General features: G+C 67.9%; 19 protein-coding genes. 14 read left to right on the forward strand and 5 right to left on the reverse strand.

Annotated features, from left to right (window positions below; all coding sequences use genetic code 11):
- Positions 1-8: 8 nt before the first annotated feature.
- The 12 genes from IE94_RS37295 (at position 9) to IE94_RS0124585 (ending at position 12,796) form a co-directional block, all read left to right on the forward strand.
- Positions 9-4,199, forward strand: a complete 4,191-nt coding sequence (locus tag IE94_RS37295) for a type 1 periplasmic-binding domain-containing protein (protein ID WP_051777663.1) — start codon at positions 9-11, stop codon at positions 4,197-4,199.
- Positions 4,196-5,089 carry a phage distal tail protein gene (locus IE94_RS0124540; protein ID WP_078606583.1) on the forward strand — a complete coding sequence of 298 codons (894 nt, stop codon included), beginning with the start codon at positions 4,196-4,198 and terminating at the stop codon, positions 5,087-5,089. Before IE94_RS37295 ends, IE94_RS0124540 begins: the two co-directional genes overlap by 4 nt.
- Before the next feature lie 70 nt (positions 5,090-5,159).
- Positions 5,160-6,050: a hypothetical protein gene (locus IE94_RS0124545; RefSeq protein WP_030188183.1), complete on the forward strand. Its 891-nt coding sequence runs from the start codon at positions 5,160-5,162 to the stop codon at positions 6,048-6,050.
- Positions 6,050-7,141, forward strand: a complete 1,092-nt coding sequence (locus IE94_RS0124550; protein ID WP_030188184.1) for a hypothetical protein — start codon at positions 6,050-6,052, stop codon at positions 7,139-7,141. The genes IE94_RS0124545 and IE94_RS0124550 overlap by 1 nt, the downstream gene beginning before the upstream one ends.
- Entirely contained in the window at positions 7,138-9,630 is a 2,493-nt protein-coding gene (locus IE94_RS35995; RefSeq protein WP_157849384.1) for a phage tail protein, read from the forward strand. The genes IE94_RS0124550 and IE94_RS35995 overlap by 4 nt, the downstream gene beginning before the upstream one ends.
- Positions 9,627-9,992 (forward strand): hypothetical protein, encoded by a 366-nt coding sequence (locus IE94_RS40010; RefSeq protein ID WP_157849385.1) that lies wholly within the window; start codon positions 9,627-9,629, stop codon positions 9,990-9,992. Before IE94_RS35995 ends, IE94_RS40010 begins: the two co-directional genes overlap by 4 nt.
- A gap of 160 nt (positions 9,993-10,152) precedes the next feature.
- Positions 10,153-10,542 carry a hypothetical protein gene (locus IE94_RS0124565; protein ID WP_030188190.1) on the forward strand — a complete coding sequence of 130 codons (390 nt, stop codon included), beginning with the start codon at positions 10,153-10,155 and terminating at the stop codon, positions 10,540-10,542.
- Positions 10,542-11,441 (forward strand): N-acetylmuramoyl-L-alanine amidase, encoded by a 900-nt coding sequence (locus tag IE94_RS38370; protein ID WP_030188191.1) that lies wholly within the window; start codon positions 10,542-10,544, stop codon positions 11,439-11,441. Before IE94_RS0124565 ends, IE94_RS38370 begins: the two co-directional genes overlap by 1 nt.
- 2 nt (positions 11,442-11,443) lie before the next feature.
- Entirely contained in the window at positions 11,444-11,830 is a 387-nt protein-coding gene (locus IE94_RS0124575; protein ID WP_030188192.1) for a hypothetical protein, read from the forward strand.
- 78 nt (positions 11,831-11,908) lie between these two features.
- Complete coding sequence (locus IE94_RS0124580; protein ID WP_030188194.1) at positions 11,909-12,244, forward strand: hypothetical protein; 336 nt, start codon at positions 11,909-11,911, stop codon at positions 12,242-12,244.
- A complete protein-coding gene (locus IE94_RS41915) occupies positions 12,207-12,452 on the forward strand; it encodes a DUF7620 family protein (RefSeq protein ID WP_425337982.1) in 246 nt (81 codons plus the stop codon). Before IE94_RS0124580 ends, IE94_RS41915 begins: the two co-directional genes overlap by 38 nt.
- A complete protein-coding gene (locus tag IE94_RS0124585) occupies positions 12,452-12,796 on the forward strand; it encodes a putative phage holin (RefSeq protein WP_051777664.1) in 345 nt (114 codons plus the stop codon). Before IE94_RS41915 ends, IE94_RS0124585 begins: the two co-directional genes overlap by 1 nt.
- 18 nt (positions 12,797-12,814) lie before the next feature.
- Here the strand turns inward: IE94_RS0124585 and thyX are convergent, their stop codons facing one another.
- On the reverse strand, positions 12,815-13,543 hold the full coding sequence (gene thyX / locus IE94_RS0124590) for an FAD-dependent thymidylate synthase (RefSeq protein WP_030188198.1): 729 nt from the start codon (positions 13,541-13,543) through the stop codon (positions 12,815-12,817).
- A 295-nt stretch (positions 13,544-13,838) separates the two neighbouring features.
- Here thyX and dcd point away from each other — a divergent pair, with 295 nt between their 5' ends.
- Positions 13,839-14,420 (forward strand): dCTP deaminase, encoded by a 582-nt coding sequence (dcd, locus tag IE94_RS0124595; protein WP_030188201.1) that lies wholly within the window; start codon positions 13,839-13,841, stop codon positions 14,418-14,420.
- A gap of 57 nt (positions 14,421-14,477) precedes the next feature.
- Here the strand turns inward: dcd and IE94_RS0124600 are convergent, their stop codons facing one another.
- Genes IE94_RS0124600 through IE94_RS38375 form a run of 4 tightly spaced genes read right to left on the reverse strand, consistent with a single transcriptional unit; the run spans position 14,478 to position 15,484 of the window.
- Complete coding sequence (locus tag IE94_RS0124600) at positions 14,478-14,765, reverse strand: hypothetical protein (protein WP_030188203.1); 288 nt, start codon at positions 14,763-14,765, stop codon at positions 14,478-14,480.
- Positions 14,766-14,776: 11 nt separating this feature from the next.
- Entirely contained in the window at positions 14,777-15,025 is a 249-nt protein-coding gene (locus IE94_RS0124605) for a hypothetical protein (protein ID WP_030188204.1), read from the reverse strand.
- Between the two features lie 11 nt (positions 15,026-15,036).
- Positions 15,037-15,273: a hypothetical protein gene (locus tag IE94_RS36000; protein WP_037923452.1), complete on the reverse strand. Its 237-nt coding sequence runs from the start codon at positions 15,271-15,273 to the stop codon at positions 15,037-15,039.
- A gap of 7 nt (positions 15,274-15,280) precedes the next feature.
- Entirely contained in the window at positions 15,281-15,484 is a 204-nt protein-coding gene (locus IE94_RS38375) for a helix-turn-helix transcriptional regulator (protein WP_078606584.1), read from the reverse strand.
- Between the two features lie 848 nt (positions 15,485-16,332).
- Here IE94_RS38375 and IE94_RS0124615 point away from each other — a divergent pair.
- Positions 16,333-17,037, forward strand: a complete 705-nt coding sequence (locus IE94_RS0124615) for a hypothetical protein (RefSeq protein WP_157849386.1) — start codon at positions 16,333-16,335, stop codon at positions 17,035-17,037.
- Positions 17,038-17,060 lie beyond the last annotated feature (23 nt).

Consider the following 17,060-nt stretch of genomic DNA (forward strand, 5'->3'; position numbering starts at 1 on the left):
GCCCGCCCGTGTCCGAGTGGAACCTGTCGGTACGTCTGACCGGCCAGGGCTCTGGACTCGCCCGTACCCTGCGCGACCTGTCCGGTGACGCCCGCACCGCCTCCCGGAACGTGAACGCGCTCCGCCGGGACATCGACCGGCTTCGCACCGAGACCCGCAACCCGATCCGCGTCCGTCTGGATGTGGACGCCGGGCATCTGCGGGCCGATGTGCGGGCCGCGCTCACCAGCGCCGGGTCCGGGCAGGGGCTCCGCGTCCGCCTCGGCCTGGACGCCGACCACCTGCGGGCCGACGTGTCCGCCGCCCTGTCCGCAGCCGGTGCCGGGCAGGGCCTGGCCGTGAACCTGCGCCTCGGCAACAGCATGCAGCTGCGCCGCGAAGTTGAGGACGCCGTGCGGTGGGCGGCGTGGGGACACCGCATCGAGATCCCCATCGCCCTCCAGGACCCCATGCAGCTGCGCCGGGACGTGTCCGCTGCGGTCCGGTGGGCGTCGATGAACCAGGTCATTCGCGTCCGTGTCGACCCCGACACCAGCGGCCTCCGGACGCCTCTCCCTGGCCTTCCTGGGGGTTCTGGTGGCGGCGGGGGTCTGGACTTCAACCTCGGTTCTCTCATCCCCGCAGCGACCGCCGTGGTCCCCCTGATTGCGGGTCTCGCCGCGAACCTGGCCCCGCTCGCCGGTACGTTCGCCGCGACTGGTGGCGCAGCAGCAGCATTCGGGATCGCCCTCGCCGGCCAGGTCGGGCCACTCAAGGAAGCCTCCGAGGCGGAGAAGGCGTACCAAGACGCCGTCCGCGACCACGGGGCAGCGTCGAAGGAAGCAGCGCAGGCGCAGCTCGCCTACCAGCAGCAGCTCGCGTCGATGCCGGCGGAGACGCAGAAAGCCGCGGTAGCCCTGTCCCGGTTGAAGACCACGTTCGGCGACTGGTCGGACGACATGGCCAGCTTCACCATGGCCCCGGTCGAGAAGGGCTTCACGGTCCTTGAGCAGGTCATTCCGAAGCTGTCCCCCGAGGTGGAGGCGTTCTCGGGCAGCTTCGACCGGCTCATGAACGTGGCCGGCGGCGCCGTATCCACCCCAGGCTTCGACGCGTTCGCCGACCGGGTCGGGGAACTGACGCAGGCGAAGGTGGACGACTTCACCGACCAGATCATCCACCTGCTCCGCGTTGTGTCCCAGGGTGATGCGGACGCCGGCGCGGTCGGACAGATCCTCGCCTACTTCCGGGAGAACGGGCCGGAGGCGCGGGAGGCAGTCAACGCGATCGGTGACGCTGTCGTCACCCTCGCGCAGGGCGCAGCGCAGGCCGGACCCACGATGCTGACGCTGGTCACCGCGGCCGCAAAGCTGGTCGCCGCACTCCCGCCCGAACTGGTCGCGATCATCCTTCAGACCGCGACCGCGCTGAAGCTGCTTCAGCTGTCCGGCGCCGGTATGGCTGCTCTGGCGGGCGGGGTCACCCGGGTCCGTACGTCGATTGTCGGCCTGGCAGCAGCGTCCACAGCCGCCGGTGGCGGACTCGCCGGCCTGCGCGCCGCGTTCCTCGCCCTCGGCACCGCAGCGAAGGCGTCCGTGGTCGTCGCGGGGATCGCCGCCGTGGTCCTGGCGGTCAAGGAGTTGGGGGACCTTGGGGAGTCTGCCCCGCCCAACGTGGACCGGCTGACCACCAGCCTCGGACAGCTGGGCAGGACCGGTAAGGCCACCGGCTACGTCGCCGAGCAGTTCGGGTCCGACTTCGAGAAGCTGAACGACAAGATCAGCAAGGTGATGAACCCCAGTACGGTCGACTCGATCAACAACTGGGGTGCGGACGTCACCAACGGCCTGCTGGACGCCTCCGATGCTACCGAGGACTTCACCAAGTCCGCCGACGCGATCGACGAGTCCCTGACGAACCTGGTCCGCAACGGCAACGCTGAGCAAGCTGCGGCCGCCCTCAAGTACATGACCGCCAGCATGTCGCCGGAAGAGGCGGCACGGCTGCGGGAGGAGCTGGACGGCTACGACTCCTCGCTGGCCGACCTCAAGTTCGAGTCGGACATGGCCGCGGACTCCATGGGGCTGTTCGGGAAGGCCGCTGCGGACGTCCAGGCGCAGCTCAGCGCACAGAAGCAGGCCGCGGACGGGTTGCGGAATTCCTTGGTGGCCCTGAACGAGACGAACCGGGACGCCTACTCCGCTGAGATCAACTACGAGCAGGCCCTGGACGACCTGACCGCAGCGTTCAAGGAGAACGGCAACACCCTCGACATTCACACCGAAGCGGGCCGCCGCAACGGCGAGGCGATGACTCAGGCGGCCGCAGCGCAGGACGAAATGATCGTTTCCGGGATTGCGGCTGGCGAGTCGTTCGCGACCATGTCGGGGAAGTCTCAGGCGCTGCGCGCGGAGATGCTGGAGCTGGCCACCAAGGGCTTTGGCGGGAACAAGAAGGCAGCCGAGGACTACGTCAACACGCTGTTGGGGACGCCCGCCGAGGTCAACACGATCATCAAGGCTGAGACGGCAGCCGCGATCACCGATCTGGAGGCGGTCAAGAACGAGATCGCCACCACCCATGGCAAAACCATCGTCATGGAGGCGCCGACTGCGGCCGCGCGTGCCCAGCTTGAAGCCCTCGGATTCAAGATCGAGGACGTACCGGGGTCGAAGAACGTCAAAATCACCATCCCGACCGGCACCCCCATCAGCGCGGTCCAAGCCATTCAGAGCGCCATCAACGGCATGCAGGGCAAGAACATCGGCATCGGTATCTACAAGACGGAGTACCTGAACACCGTCCGCACCGGCGGTGCCATCGACGGGAAGAAGTACCCGGGCGTCACGCCGCAGGCCCACGGCTCCGTCCTGGAGTTCTACGCCGACGGCGGCATGCGGGAGAACCACGTCGCGCAGATCGCACCAGCGGGCGCGTGGAGGGTCTGGGCGGAGCCTTCCACAGGCGGGGAGAGCTACATCCCTCTCAGCCCGTCGAAGCGACCCCGGTCCCGGGCCATCGCCGAGGAGACCGTCCGCCGTCTGGGAGGCGACCCCGCCTCCATCCAATGGCACGCCAACGGCGGGATCGACGGCTGGCAGTACGACCCGGTCAGCGGATCCCTGTACTCGCCGTCCGAAGCCGGGCAGGCCGGCCACAAGACGAAGAAGGTGAAGACCAAGGGCGGCAAGACCAAGGAAGTCGAGTACTTCGACCTTGCCGCGGTGGAGAAGAAGCTGTGGGACCTCGGCGAAGCCACAGCCGCCTGGAACCGCAACTTGGAAAAGGTAGCCGACCGGGCCGGCGGCGATGTCGCCCGTGCTCTGGCATCCATGGGCGAGGACGGCCTGAAGATCGCCGCGAAGATGGCGACCGGCACGGACAAGTACGTCGCCCAGATGTCCATCGCCCTCAGGAACCTGGAGAAGGAAGCACGGGCCCGCCTGTCCGACTTCACGTCCCAGCTGTCCCACGACTCCGCCAACAACCAGATCTTCCAGAACAACCTCGCCAAGCTCGCAGCGATGGGCTACGGCGATCTCGCCGGGCAGCTTGCCGCGCAGAACGACCAGGCCGCGATGGACCTCGCCGCGGAGGCCGCTGGCAGCAAGTCGAAGGCGAAGAAAGCGAACGAGGAGGTCAAGCAGCGTAAGGCGCAGATGACCTCCGACGAGATGGCGAAGTTCATCGAGATCATCGCGGCGATCAGCAACAAGAACATCGGGATCCACCAGGTCGCGGACAAGACCGGTCTCGGTGAGGACGAGATCATCGAGGTCGGGAACAAGGGCAAGCTGAAGCTGCACCAGCTCCTCGGAGCGAAGGCCCTCAAGTTCCTCCAGGACCTGGCGAAGGCCAACAGCGGCAAGGCGTACGAGAACGGCGGCATCCGGGCCGGCATGTACGCCACGCAGGGCGGCATCATCCGGTTCGCGGAGCCGTCCACCCACGGTGAGGCGTACATCCCCCTCGGGCAGAACAAGCGGGGCTCCGCCACCCGGGTCCTCGGCGACGTCGCCTCCCGCTTCGGCCTCGGCCTCACCGACGGGCAGGCGTCCCGGGTCATCATCCGCGAGCAGGGCCCCCTCGTTGGAGAGTCCCACTTCCACATCGGTGACCGTCAGTCCGACCGGGACCTGGCCCGCGCAGTCGAGTCCCGGCAGGGATATCAGCTGCGCCGTCTGGCGCGCGGCGGCGTAGCAGCAAGGGGAAGCCGATGAGTACGCCTGTGGAACTGGTCGACGGGCAGCACGAACTGGCCGGGGTCCTCATCGGGAAGGGCACCCCGGTCGTCATCGCGGCGATCGAAGGGCTCGGCAGGACGCCGCAGCGGACCGCGGACGTCGAACCCCCGGGCGAGGACGGCCTGTGGCTGGGCCCGGACCTGTTCAACGGCCGCACCATCAAGATCGACGCCGGGATCAAGACCCCCGGGAACCAGCAGGCCGCCCTCGACATCCACGCCCAGCTTCAGGAAGCTGCTGACGACGAAGCCGTCCGCCTGGCCGGCGGGGCCACCACTGACCTGCGGCTGAAGTTCCCCGGCCGGCCGGCACGCATCGTGCGAGGTCGGATCCGTGATCTGGCCGCTGACCTTACGCAGGCCAAGCACGGCTGGATCCCCCTCGACATTGAGTTCACCGGCCAGGACCAGCTGTTCTACGACGAGCAGCAGACCACATCGATGCCGCTCGGTGCCCTCACCCGGGGCGGGCTTACTTTCCCCCTCGTGTTCCCGTTCACGATCGAGTACACGGCCGGAGCCGTCGGCCGGCCCGGGTTCATCGACACGTCCGGGACCGCGCCGACGTGGCCAGTGCTGCGGGTCACCGGACCGTGCGCCAACCCGACGATCACGCATGTCGCGTCCGGGCGGACGCTGACCGTCCAAGGCTCGCTGGCTGCGGGGGAGTGGGTGGAGATCGACACCCGTCCCGGCTGGCGGACCGTCCTCCGCGACAACGGCGGCGGCATGGCGCTCACCCCGCAGTCCCGTATCGACCTGTTCCGTCTCGACCCGGGCCTGAACGAAATCCACTGGCGCGCGACCGACCCGACCCTGACCAGTTCTCTCGCCGTCACCTGGTGGCCGGCGTACAAGGCCCTGTGAGGATCTGATGGCACTCGTACCTGTTCCGATCGCTACGCGGGGTGCGGAGCATTCCGCGCAGCAGTTCCGCATGATGATCAAAGACCTGGCGCGGGACAACCAGGGCGTGACCACGGGCTCCGACCTCAAGGTTACGGCCCTGTCGACGCCGGGGGCCGGCGTGCAGATCGGCGATGGCTCGGCGGTCATCGCGGGCAAGGTCTCCCCGGTACAGGGCTTCTACAACGCGTACAACATCGGCTCCGACACCGAGGACGTCGCCGCGACCGGCGCTACGGGCCGTTCCGACATGCTGGTGCTGCGCGTGGAGGACCCCGAGTACGAGGGCGACCGCGATCCGGCCGTGGATCCGATTGTGTTCTTCGAGGTCATCGGCAACGTGTCCTCCAGCGCGACCACCGTCCCCGCCGGATACTCCGCGATCCCGCTGGCCAGGATCGACATACCGGCGTCCACGGCCACCATCACCAACGCCATGATCAAGGATCTGCGGCAGGTTGCCAACCCCCGCCGTGACCGGGTCCTCACCCCCTACTACCAGCCCGGCGGACCGGTCATCGAGATCTCCGGGACGTCCAGCACCTACAAGACGCACCCCAACGTCACCCTCGCCACCCTCGCCATCCCCTCCTGGGCAGCCACCGCGAAGGTCATCTTCTCCGTGAACGGGCTCCGTCTCGCAACCGGCGACGTGTTCGGCGCGTTCCGGTTCAAGCTCGGCAGCGTAGAGGCGTCCCAGGAAGTCTTCATCGACGACAACCAGGGCGCGGTCGTCCGCCGCATCAACGTGGAGATGGTCGAGACGATCGACCTCACCACCACGCCCGGGGCGGCGATGCGCGGCACCAATCAGCCGATCGTGTCCCGCATGCGCACAGACCCGCTGAACGACGGCACGATCGGGGTGGACTCCCGCACCACCTTCAAGATCGACGTGGAGTTCCTTGAGGGACGGCTGTAGTGGGCCGCTGGCGGTTCTGGACCCAGCACGCCCTCACTGGCGCCCAACTCCACCCCGACCTGCCCCTGGCCAAGGCCGAGTTCGGGAACGAGCTCAACGGGCCCGGCCAGCTGCGGGGTACGCTCACGCCGCGGTTCGTGAAGGCCAACGTGGCCTCGCTGATTCCCGGCAAGGCTGTCATCTACGCGGAGGCCGACGGCTACCTGCGGTGGGGCGGCCTGATCTGGGACGTCACCGTCCAGGACGGCGAATTCGAGATCGAGGCCGCGTCCTGGTCGTCGTACCTGACGAAACGCCACGACACCCACGGGGAGCTGGCCGGCCGTGGCCCGTACGTGAACACCGATCCGTGCAAAATCATCCGGGATGTGTGGGCGTACGCCCAGTCCCAGCCCGACGGCAACCTGGGCGTGGTCGTCGACTCCACCGTCTCGAAGATCACGGTGGGGACATCCAAGGAGCCGTGGCACTCGTACTGGTACGAGAACACCGCACTCAGCGACCACCTCGACGACCTCGTCTCTGAGGAGGGCGCACCCCAGTACACGAACACGTGCCGCTACCTCGGTAACGGGGTGGAGAAGCGCCTCAAGCTGGGCTATCCGCGGCTGGGTGCTCGCCGCACCGACATCGCCTTCCGCACGGGCGTGAACATCATCGACGCCGTTCCCGTTACCTACTCCGGTGACGACTTCGCGAACGTCGTCATCGCTACCGGCTCCGGTGAGGGAACTGCCACCCGTCGGGCGGAAGCCCCGTCCCGGGACGGCGGGCTGCGCATGGAGACGATCCTCGCCCTGGCCACCGTCAACGGCAACGACGTCCTCGGCCGGCGTGCAGCTGCGGAACTGAAACGTCGCAAGGTCATGGGCCAGGTTGAGTCGGTCACCATCCGGCACCATCCGAACGCTCCGCTGGGGTCGTGGCAGATCGGTGACGACGTGCAGGTGACGGTCAACAACCAGTGGACCAGTTGGTCGGGCTGGTGCCGGATTCTGGCCGATTCCTACCGGCCCACCGAATCCCCAGATCAGGCGGTGCTCACCCTGGCCCGCGCTGACTCCTTCCACTACGGCCCCGCGGAGGCATGACCATGGCCCGAGATCTGACCAGTGAAGTCGCCCGTCTCCGGCAGGAACTCAAGGAGGCCAAGCGGGGGCAGCGGTACGCGCACGGCGGCAGCATCGAAGACAGCGCCCTCGAGGTGAAGGACGACACGGGGAGCCTCCGTGCGATCGTCGGCGTGCAGAGTGACGGCACGACCGCGGTGAACATCGTCAACGGGCCCCCACCACCAGCCCCGACACCGCCGATCCTGGGGTCTGTCCTGGGCGGGATCACCGTCTCCTGGAACGGTCAGTTCGCGGACGGTGCGATACCCCCGCTGGACTGGCAGCGCGTCGAAGTTCACGCCTCCACCACCAGCGGCTTCACCCCGTCGCTGGAGACGCTGCGGACGACGTTCGAGACGCCGCAGGGCGGCACAGTCGTCGTGCCGTGCGAGGAGCCCGTGTACGTCCTCCTCGTCGCCCGGAACACGTCCGGGACCGCGTCCACGCCGACCGCGCAGGCCGGGCCGCTGGGTCCTGCGCCGGTCGTAGCGACGGACATCCTGGACGGCATCGTCACCACGGTGAAACTCGCGGAGGGCGCCGTCACCGAAGCGAAGATCGCCGCCGATGCGGTCGGCACGGTCGCCCTACAGGAGTCCGCGGTCCTCGCGGAGAACCTCGCGGACGCCGCCGTGGAGGTCGGGAAGATCGCAGACAATGCGGTGACCGGCCCGGCGATCGCCTCCGAAGCCGTCACCGCGGGGAAGCTCGCCGCGAACTCGGTGGTGGCAGGGAACATTCAGGCGGGGGCGGTCACGTCGGCGACGGTCGCTGCCGGGGCGATCACCACGGACAAGCTGACCGTGACCGGCGGCGCCAACGTCCTCACCGACCCCAGCTTCGAGGGCGCCTACACGGCGTCCATCCTGGCCGGACTCTCCTACGCCAGCCAGGACACCACCAGGGGCAACGGGTCACCCACCTCCCTAAAGATCGATGCCACGGCGGGAAGTGCCACCAACCGGGCCGTGTCCATCACCGCGATTCCGGTACTGCCCGGCGACCAGCTGAACATCGGCATCGACTACTGGGTGGAGACCGCGTGGGCGGGCTCGGGTGTCAACGTTCACATCCGGTGGGAGACCGCTGCTGGTGGGATCGTGTCGTACGGCATCGCCGCGTCGGGTGGATCCCCGGTGCGGAATGCGTGGACCAGGCTGTCGGGCACGTACACGGCCCCGGCAACGGCGACGGTGGCCCGGCTGCGGATCGAATCGTCCGGGGGTACGGCGGGCGCGGTGTGGTTCGACAATGCGTCGCTGCGGCCGGTGCTGGGCGGTACGCAGATCCAGGACGGGGCGGTCACTACTCAGAAGCTGGTCGCGGCTGCCGTGCAGGCGTTGCAGATCGATGCTGGGGCGGTCAATGCCGACAAGATCGCATCGGGTGCGGTGACGACCGCAAAACTGGACGCGCTCGCCGTCACCGCAGACAAGATCGCTGCGAATGCCATCACTGTCGGGAAGATCGCCGCCGGGGCCGTGGACGCCACCGCCATCGCCGCCGACGCCATCACCGGTAAGACCATCACCGGCGGCATCATCAACGGCGCCGTGATCCAGACCGCCGACAGTGGCGAACGGATCACCCTCAACGAAGCCGACGAGAACATGATCCTCGTCTACAACGACACCGAAAGCATCGGTGAACTTTCCGTCCGCGGTCTCCTCGTCAAAGGAACCGGCGGTGCCATCATGTGGCTCGACCCCAGCGCCGTCCTCCCACAGCTGCGGTTCCTCAACTCCGCTGGCACCAACTCCGTGTACATCCAGATGGCCGAAGCCACCCCCGGCGATGCCAACCTCCAGATCGTTGCCGGATCCTTCGCCGGTGACGGCTTCACCGACCGCACCTGGCGCACGTACATGGGTAACGACCTGGCCGTCATCGAACGCATCCGCCGCACCTCGGCGTCCAGCCACCGCGGCGGCCGCATGAACCTCCGCGCGGACTACGCCGAGATCGGCTACATGGACTCTGCTGTCGCAGCAGACGCCGGGTACTTCCTGCACCAGCCCGGAGTGATCACCAGCAAGGGCCGTCACCGGGTGGAACCGCAGGCGGCAAGCAGCGAAAGCGCCCTCCATGTGACCGCACAGACTGGACACACCGGAAACCTGCTGCGCCTGGCCCGGGACACGGACAAGGTCACCGTCGACAAGGACGGCAACACGGTGATCGCCGGGATGATGACTGCCGGGAACATCGTCACCGGCACCACCACCATCACCCCCTCCGCTGCCAGCACCCCAACCAGCGCGTCCGTCAGCTTTACCGCACTGAAGGGCACCACGTTCCGCGGCTACGCCACCGCGTCAACCACTGTGCCCGGCGTCCGTACTCCCGTCGGCGCCCAGGGCGTCACCGGAGTCAGCGTGTCCTCTGTGACGTCCAGCAGCATGCTCGTCTGGGTCAACCGCGAGAACACCACAGCAACCGTTATCAACTGGATGGTGATCGGATCATGAGCGAAACCGCGCCCGCTCCGCAGACCGAAGCGACCCAGGCAGAAGAACCGCCTCCGCCGCCTGTGGAGGACCCGCCCCCGCCGCCCGTGGAGGAGCCGCCGTCGGAGCCGCCGCCCACCCCGGATCCCGTTCCGGAGCCGGACGTCATCAACTGGGAACCGCAGACCTGGTACTCGATCACCTCCGCGTGCGTCACGCCCGGCTGCCCGCAGGAGAACGTGATCGTCGCGATCCCGATGTTCTACTCCAACAACGGCGAGCTGAAGTACATCAGGGTGGTGTGCGGCGCGGACGGCTGCTGCGGCAAGGACTGCCGAATCCTCACCGCCGACAAGCTCGACCCGCAGCCGATCGAGGAATAGACCGTCCGGGGCGGCCGGGGGAACGACTCACCCGGCCGCCCCTACCCTGATCAAAGAGGGCGACCCTCCGCCCGCCTGCACCACCCTCCGAGGGACGGCCACACCACAGTGGCCCGCCATACCCTTCCACCTGGGCGCGGGGAGTTCAGGAGTACGGGCAATGCCCGACCCGAAGCAGCACGACGAGACGGCTGCCCGTAAGAAGACCGACAGCCCGTCCGACGCCACCCCGGCCCCAGCCCCCGCACCGGTAGAGCCCGCCGCGGACACCAGCGGCCAGTACGAGCCCTACCCCGGCCGGGAGTTCTTCCACGGCGGCCGTTACAGCCCCATCAACGCCGCGGCCGGCGCGCGCCTCACCCGCGAAGGCCACGCCCCCGCAGGCAAGACCCTCGGCCCGGACTGGACGACCGCCCACCGCGACGCCTGGAAGTCCTACCAGGAGTCCCTGCGACCCAAGGGCGGCGGCGACACCAGCGGTATCCCCGACGAGACCGCCTGGAACCGGCTTCAGGTACCGCGCGTCAGCCCCGCCCCCAAGGAGTCCTGATGGCCACACCCCTGTCCGCGAGCGCTCTCCTCGCCGCCCTCAAAGCGGAAGGCTGCCAGGTCGTCGAGTACCGCGACTGGCGCACCCACAACCGCAACCACAAGGGCGCATGGGGCCCGGTCCACGGCGTCGTCATCCACCACACCGTCTCCTCCGGAGAGGACTCCTCCGTCGCCCTCTGCTACGACGGCCACGCCGACCTGCCGGGCCCGCTGTGCCACACCGTCGGCGGGAAGTCCGGGAAGCTGTACATGGTCGGCCACGGCCGCGCCAACCACGCCGGATCCGGCGACGGTGACGTCCTCCAGGCCGTCATCGACGAGCGCGCGCTGCCCGCCGACAACGAGGCGAACACCGACGGCAACGCCCGCTTCTACGGAATCGAGATCGTCAACCTCGGCAACGGCAAGGACACCTATCCGGCCGTGCAGTATGACGCCGCGGTCCGGTGGGCGGCAGCGATCTGCCGCGCCCACGGCTGGGGTGCCGCGTCCGTCATCGGCCACAAGGAGTGGCAGCCCGGAAAGATCGACCCGGCCGGGCCGGTCGAAGGCCGCGGTGACTTCTCCATGGACCGTTTCCGCGCCGACGTCGGCGAACGCCTCACCCATCCCGCTTCGTGGAGCGCCGGCTCCTCTAGCACCAAGCCACCCGCACAGGAGGAGGACCCCATGGCGGGGTACAGCAAGGCCGACATCGGCGACGCCGTAATCCACCGGGACAACATCCCCGCACCGAAGTCCGCCCCGGACAAGGCCAAGAACACCAAGTGGACGCTGTCCAGCTACGTCCAGTCGATCTACAACACGGTCGTCGGCCTGCCCGGCGACGTCTCCGCGCTCCGAAAGGACGTCGCCGCGCTCCGCGCCGACGTCGCAGCCCTCAAGAAGGAGTCCTGATCGTGAAGATCCTCGGGCGTGAGCCCGTCTACCTGCTGGCCTTCGCCGCCATCGCTCTGAAGCTGGCGTCGGCCTACGGCCTGGACGTCTCCGACGACCAGCAGACCGCCATCATGGCCGTCCTGTCCTGCATCGTCGCCCTCGCCACCGCGATCGTCCTCAAGACCGGCGCCGCCGCAGCGGCCATCGTCAACCTCGCCCAAGCTGGACTCGCCCTGTTCCTCGGCTTCGGCCTCGACATGAGCGCAGAACAGCAGGCCCTATGGATGCTCTTCGTGGAGGGCGCCGTCGCCATCTTCCTCCGCAAGGAGGTCACCGCCCCCGTCCCCGCCGTGAGCCTGGAGACGTCAAGCCCCCTCGCCAAGCAGCACGACCCGACCGCCGTCTGACCATGCCCACACGGTACGCAGGGGCCGACTGGCAGCGGCACCCGCGTACCCCACCCCCCACACATAAGGAGCAGCGAGGTGAATGACCTGTCGGCCGTCAGCGTCCTACTGCCAGGCGGGGCCGGGGCAATCGTCACCCTCATCGTGCTGCTCATCCTCCGCGGGAGCCTCGTCGCCCGAGCGGTCCTCGAAGACGTACGGAAGGACCGTGACGCCCGCGTCGCCGAGCTGGCGAAAGAGCGGGACATGTGGCGTGAGGCCCACCGTGAGAGCGAAGCCGCACGCATCGAAGCGCAGAGCCAGGTCGGTGAACTCCTCGAGCTGTCGAGGGTCGCCGACCACGTTCTGCGTGCCATACGAGGGGAGGTGCCCGGGGATGCGATGGATCCGTCGGTTGCTGCGCCGCCGTCCTGAGCCCGCCCCGCAGCGCCCGGACGAGGCCGGAAAGACACGCGGGCAGAGGGAAGCCGAATCGGCGCTGTCCCGTGCCCGGAAGGCCCGCCGGGCGGTGGAAGCGCACCGTCCCGCTGTCGCCCGCGTCGCCGAGCGTTTGGCGAGCGAGCGGGAACGCAATCACTTCGCGGAAATCTTCCGCGACGCCTTTGAGGGAGGGCACCGCTGATGGACTGCGCGCAGTTCGCAAACCTTGCAGCCTCGAGCCTGGTCGCCCTGTGCAGTTTCGCGTTCGGGATCGTGTACAGCCGGTGCGCGCCGTGGCGGTCGACTGCGGTGGGCCGGCACATCATGTTGTTCACGCTGACGATCGGCGCGCTGGGCGCGTACACGGTTGCGATCACCGTGTGGGATCACGGGGCGCCGGCCGTGGTGCTGCGGTCGACCCGAACGTTGCTGCTGCTGGTCGTGGCCGGTCTGGTGGTGCAGCGGACCCGAATGGTCGTCCGGGCTCAGCACCGGCGGGCTCTGCATGATGCTGTTCAGGATCCGTCGGGGCCGCCTTCTGTCTGAACTGGTGTGCGAACCGGGTCAGGGGGCGATGCGGCCGTTGGCGTTGAACGCGGCGTGGGTGAGGGGCATCAGCTTTGCCCACTCGGCTTCCATGGCCTCGCCGACCATCTCAATCTCGCGTTGGGGGTACGACGCCACTGCGGCGTCGGGGTGGGTGGTGCGCAACCCCAGGAAGTGCATCAGCGACCGCGCGTTGCAGGTGGCGTACATCGACGAGTACAGGCCGACGGGGAGCACCGCGCGGGCCACCTCGCGGGCGACGCCCTCCGCCAGCATCTGTTGGTAGGCCTCGTAGGCGAGACGGTAGGAGTCCTGCAGTGTCTTCTGAGTGACCCAGAGCTGATGCTTGGTGCCCTCGACGATTTTGTACCGTCCCGGACGGCCTTTCTGCACCAGGTTCCGGTACATGTTGGGGACGTAGAAGACCGGCTCCAGCTCTCGGTAGCGACCGGACTCCTCGTTGTAGGACCAGCCGACGCGGTGCCGCATGAACTCCCGGAACACGAAGATCGGGGCGCTGATCAGGAACGTCATCGACGTGTGCTCGAAGGGCGAGCCGTGGCGCTCCCGCACCAGGTAGTTGATGAGCCCCTTCGACCGCTCGGGGTCCTTGCCGATCTCGTCGATGGACTGCTCGCCGAGGGTGGAGACGCGGGCGGCGAAGAGAACGTCGGCGTCGGACGCGGTCTGCTTGACCAGCTGCACGGTGACGTTGCTGCGGAAGACGGGCTGGAGGGGTTCGGGCATGGGGAAGGGCTCCGATCGCGGGGGAGGGGCGGTGTGACCAGTCTCCCGCCGTCACGCCCCGGTGTTCCCTCTGCCCGGTCGTAGGGTGGCGGGCATGAGCACGATCTCCGACAGACCGGTCCCTCCAGCCCCTGAGTGCGCGCCGTCGCAGGTGGGGCCGTGTCGTGGCTGTCAGCATCCGACGCACCGGTATGGGCTGGGCGGGAACCCTCTGTGCGTGGTGTGCACGCGGGCCCTGGAGGGCCGGCGGGCCAGCGTGGGGAAGGCGTCGGCGGGACGGCCGTAGCCTCCTGGTGTGCTCCTTTCCGACCTGCACCTCCGTGAAGCGATAGCCGACGGCCGGCTCGGTATCGACCCGTTCGACGAGTCGATGCTTCAGCCCGCGTCGATCGACGTCCGCCTGGACGCCGCGTTCCGGGTGTTCGAGAGTCACCGGCATGACTGCATCGACCCCTCGGTGCAGCAGGACGATCTGACGCGGCTGGTGGAGGTGCTGCCGGGTGAGGCGTTCGTGTTGCACCCGGGGGAGTTCGTGTTGGGGTCGACGTTGGAGCGGGTGTCGCTGCCGGACACGTTGGCGGCCCGCTTGGAGGGGAAGTCGTCGCTGGGCAGGCTGGGGCTGATCACGCATTCCACGGCGGGGTTCATCGACCCCGGGTTCGAGGGGCACGTCACCCTGGAGCTCAGCAATCTGGCGACCTTGCCGATCAAGCTGTGGCCGGGGATGAAGATCGGACAGATCTGCGTGTTCCAGCTCAGCTCCCCGTCGGAGCATCCGTACGGGAGCGCGGTGCGCGGGTCCCGGTATCAGGGGCAGCGCGGGCCGACCGCCTCCCGCTCCTGGCAGAACTTCCACCGGTCAGCGTTGCCTGGGTAGGGTGCGGGCATGATGGTGCCCGCCTGCTTTCCTCAGGCGGGCACCATCATGCGTGGGTCAGCGCTGTGCGAGTTCGGCGCAGTAGAACGCGAACTTGCGGCTGTAGTCGGAGTGGCCAGACGCCTGCCGCTCGACCTGCACAACGTCGTCCAGAGAGACCGCAGGGCGCCCCTGGTCGGCGCGTAGGGCATTCACGGCTTTCCACATTTCGGACCGCTCGTGCGCGGCCCAGCCGCACTCGACGCCATCGGGGCCGTCGACGAGATCCTCGCGTTCACTGCGGTCTTCCTGTGCACGTGACAGCACACGCTGGAGTCGATCAGCGATCACCCTCAGATCGGGCATGGTCGGCGTCCTCACTTCTCGGTGGCGGGCAGGTGGGCACGTCCGGCGTCGGTCAGCAGGAATGGCTTACGCAGGCCTACCTCGGGACCCCACGTCGCCCACCCGTTGCGAACCAGGACCGTGCTGGTAGCGGCGGTGATCCGGCCGCCCGGGGCGTAGACGTTGGTGTCGGCGAAGGCGCGGGTGCTGCGGTAGGCGGTACCGTCGGCGAGGAGGACGAGCGCGTTTCGCTGTGTCTTCGTCGGCTTCGGGGTGCGCATGGTCGGTGTCCTCACTTCTCGGTGGCGGCCTGGGCCGCGCAGATCTCGTCGGCGGTCACGGTCTCGAACCAACGCCAGACGCCGTCCTCCCACTGCTCCACCTTCGCAGCGGTGGCCGGGCTGTCGGCGCCGAGGCTGGCGCGGATGAAGGCGTAGGCCTTGGCCTCGCTGGTGAACGGAGATGTTGCCTCCACGTCCGGGCCGGTGACGGTCACCCGCCACGGCTTCGACGGCTTCCTTACGGTCATGGTGTCCTCACTTCTCTCGCTTCGTTGCCTGTCGTTTCGGGTGCTGTGCCCGCCACGCGTCCACTCCCTCCTCGGGCCAGAGGGAAGTGCGTCCGATCTTCTTGGGCTTCGGAAAGTCCGCTGATCGGTTGGCCAGGTTGTAGAGGCTCTGGCGGTTGATGCCGAGTCGTTCTGCTGCTTGGTCGGAGGTCAGGTAGCCGGTCAGGTCCATGGGTTCAGCGTAGGCGGGGCGGAGTAGCTTGACTACTGCTACGCTTAGAGTAGCTCAACTACTCCTATGACGGAAGATGGGGGAACGATGCAGGAAGCGCTGACGCCCGAACTGGAGACGCGGTGCGGCAACCCCGAGTGCGACAGGGAAACGCCCGAGAATAAGAGCCCTGCGGGCCGCGCCCGGTACTGTTCATCCCCCTGCGCCACGAAGGCGGCCCGTCTGCCAAACGGCTCCTGACGAAGAATCGGACTCCTATGCGATTCGGGGGTCCGATCCTTCGTTTGGCGACAGATTCACTGTCAAGATCATTTTTGTGATGCTTGATAAGCTCACATGCAGTGCATCACGGGGTGATCGACGCGAACCGGTTCGGCGTACACGGCCCACGGTGTACGTTCATGCGGAACGCGCCGCCGGCGTCCCCACCGCGAGAGGACGAACCCCCCATGGAATCCACCACCGCCACTCGTGAACGGCTCCTCGCACGCCAGCAGGAACTTCGGGCGGAACTGGAGCAGGTGCAACGGCACTTGGAGCAGCTGGACACGATGGTGGTTGCGTCGCAGTGGCGGCATAGGCCCAGCGGTTCGAAGGGGCGCGGCACCTCTATCACACCGGTACGGACGACCGCTGCAAGCTGACGAACGGTCCCGAGACCATCACCCTCTACGAAGCCCTGCAAACGGGGCTGGCCCCGTGCAGTACGTGCAAGCCGAAGAGGCCCTAGTGCGGCCGACCTCGCAGTGAGGTGAGGCAATAGATCCTCTGGCTCCAGTTAATGTTCCTGATCTCGGGCTGGCGTGAGCGGGGGGAACGTCCCGGCTAGACCGTGGCACGGTATGGACATGCCCCCGAAGTCGAGTACCGCAGGCCAGGAGCAGGCGCTCAAGGAAGTACGCGCGGCCGCGAAGAAGTACCTCGCCGCCGATCTGCCGCCGCTGAAGCGTGCCGCCCGCCAGGCCCTCCGCGAAGCCGTTGCCCAGGCAGCGCAGGCCGGCGTCAAACAGGTTGAGGTCGCCAGGGCCTCTGGACTGAGCAAGGCGCAGGTCTCCCGTCTCTCCCGTGGTGCCACCAGTGGCCGCACCCCGCTGCCGCCAGCCGAGTACCTGGTACGCAGCCTTCCGACGGATCCAATCGTCACCCGCTACCAGGAAGGCGCTACCGCCGTCGACCTCGGTCGGGAGTACGGGTGCAGCAGCACCACCATCCTCACCATCCTGAGGCGCTGCCAAGTCCAGGTCCGGAAGGGCCGCGAGATCGAACTGCCCGTGTCCGATGCCGACCTGGTGCGCCGGTACGTGGACGAGCGGATGCAGATCCAGGACATTGCTGCCGAGCTCGGGGTGAAGCCGAACCTGATCTCCCGGCGCCTGTCGGCGGCCGGCGTGCGCATCCCTGTGGGGCATCGTCGGATGGATCTCCCGGATGCGGAGATCGTGCGACGGTACCGGGCGGGGGAGTCGGCGAACCGGATCGCGAAGTCTTATGGCGTCAGCCATGTGACCGTGATGCGTCGGGTGCGGGAGGATCGCGCCAGACGACGCGCATAACGTGTGTTATGGATGATCGACGG

Origin of the sequence: Streptomyces violaceorubidus (assembly GCF_000717995.1) — a bacterium.
In the GTDB taxonomy this organism is placed as follows: Bacteria; Actinomycetota; Actinomycetes; order Streptomycetales; family Streptomycetaceae; genus Streptomyces; species Streptomyces violaceorubidus.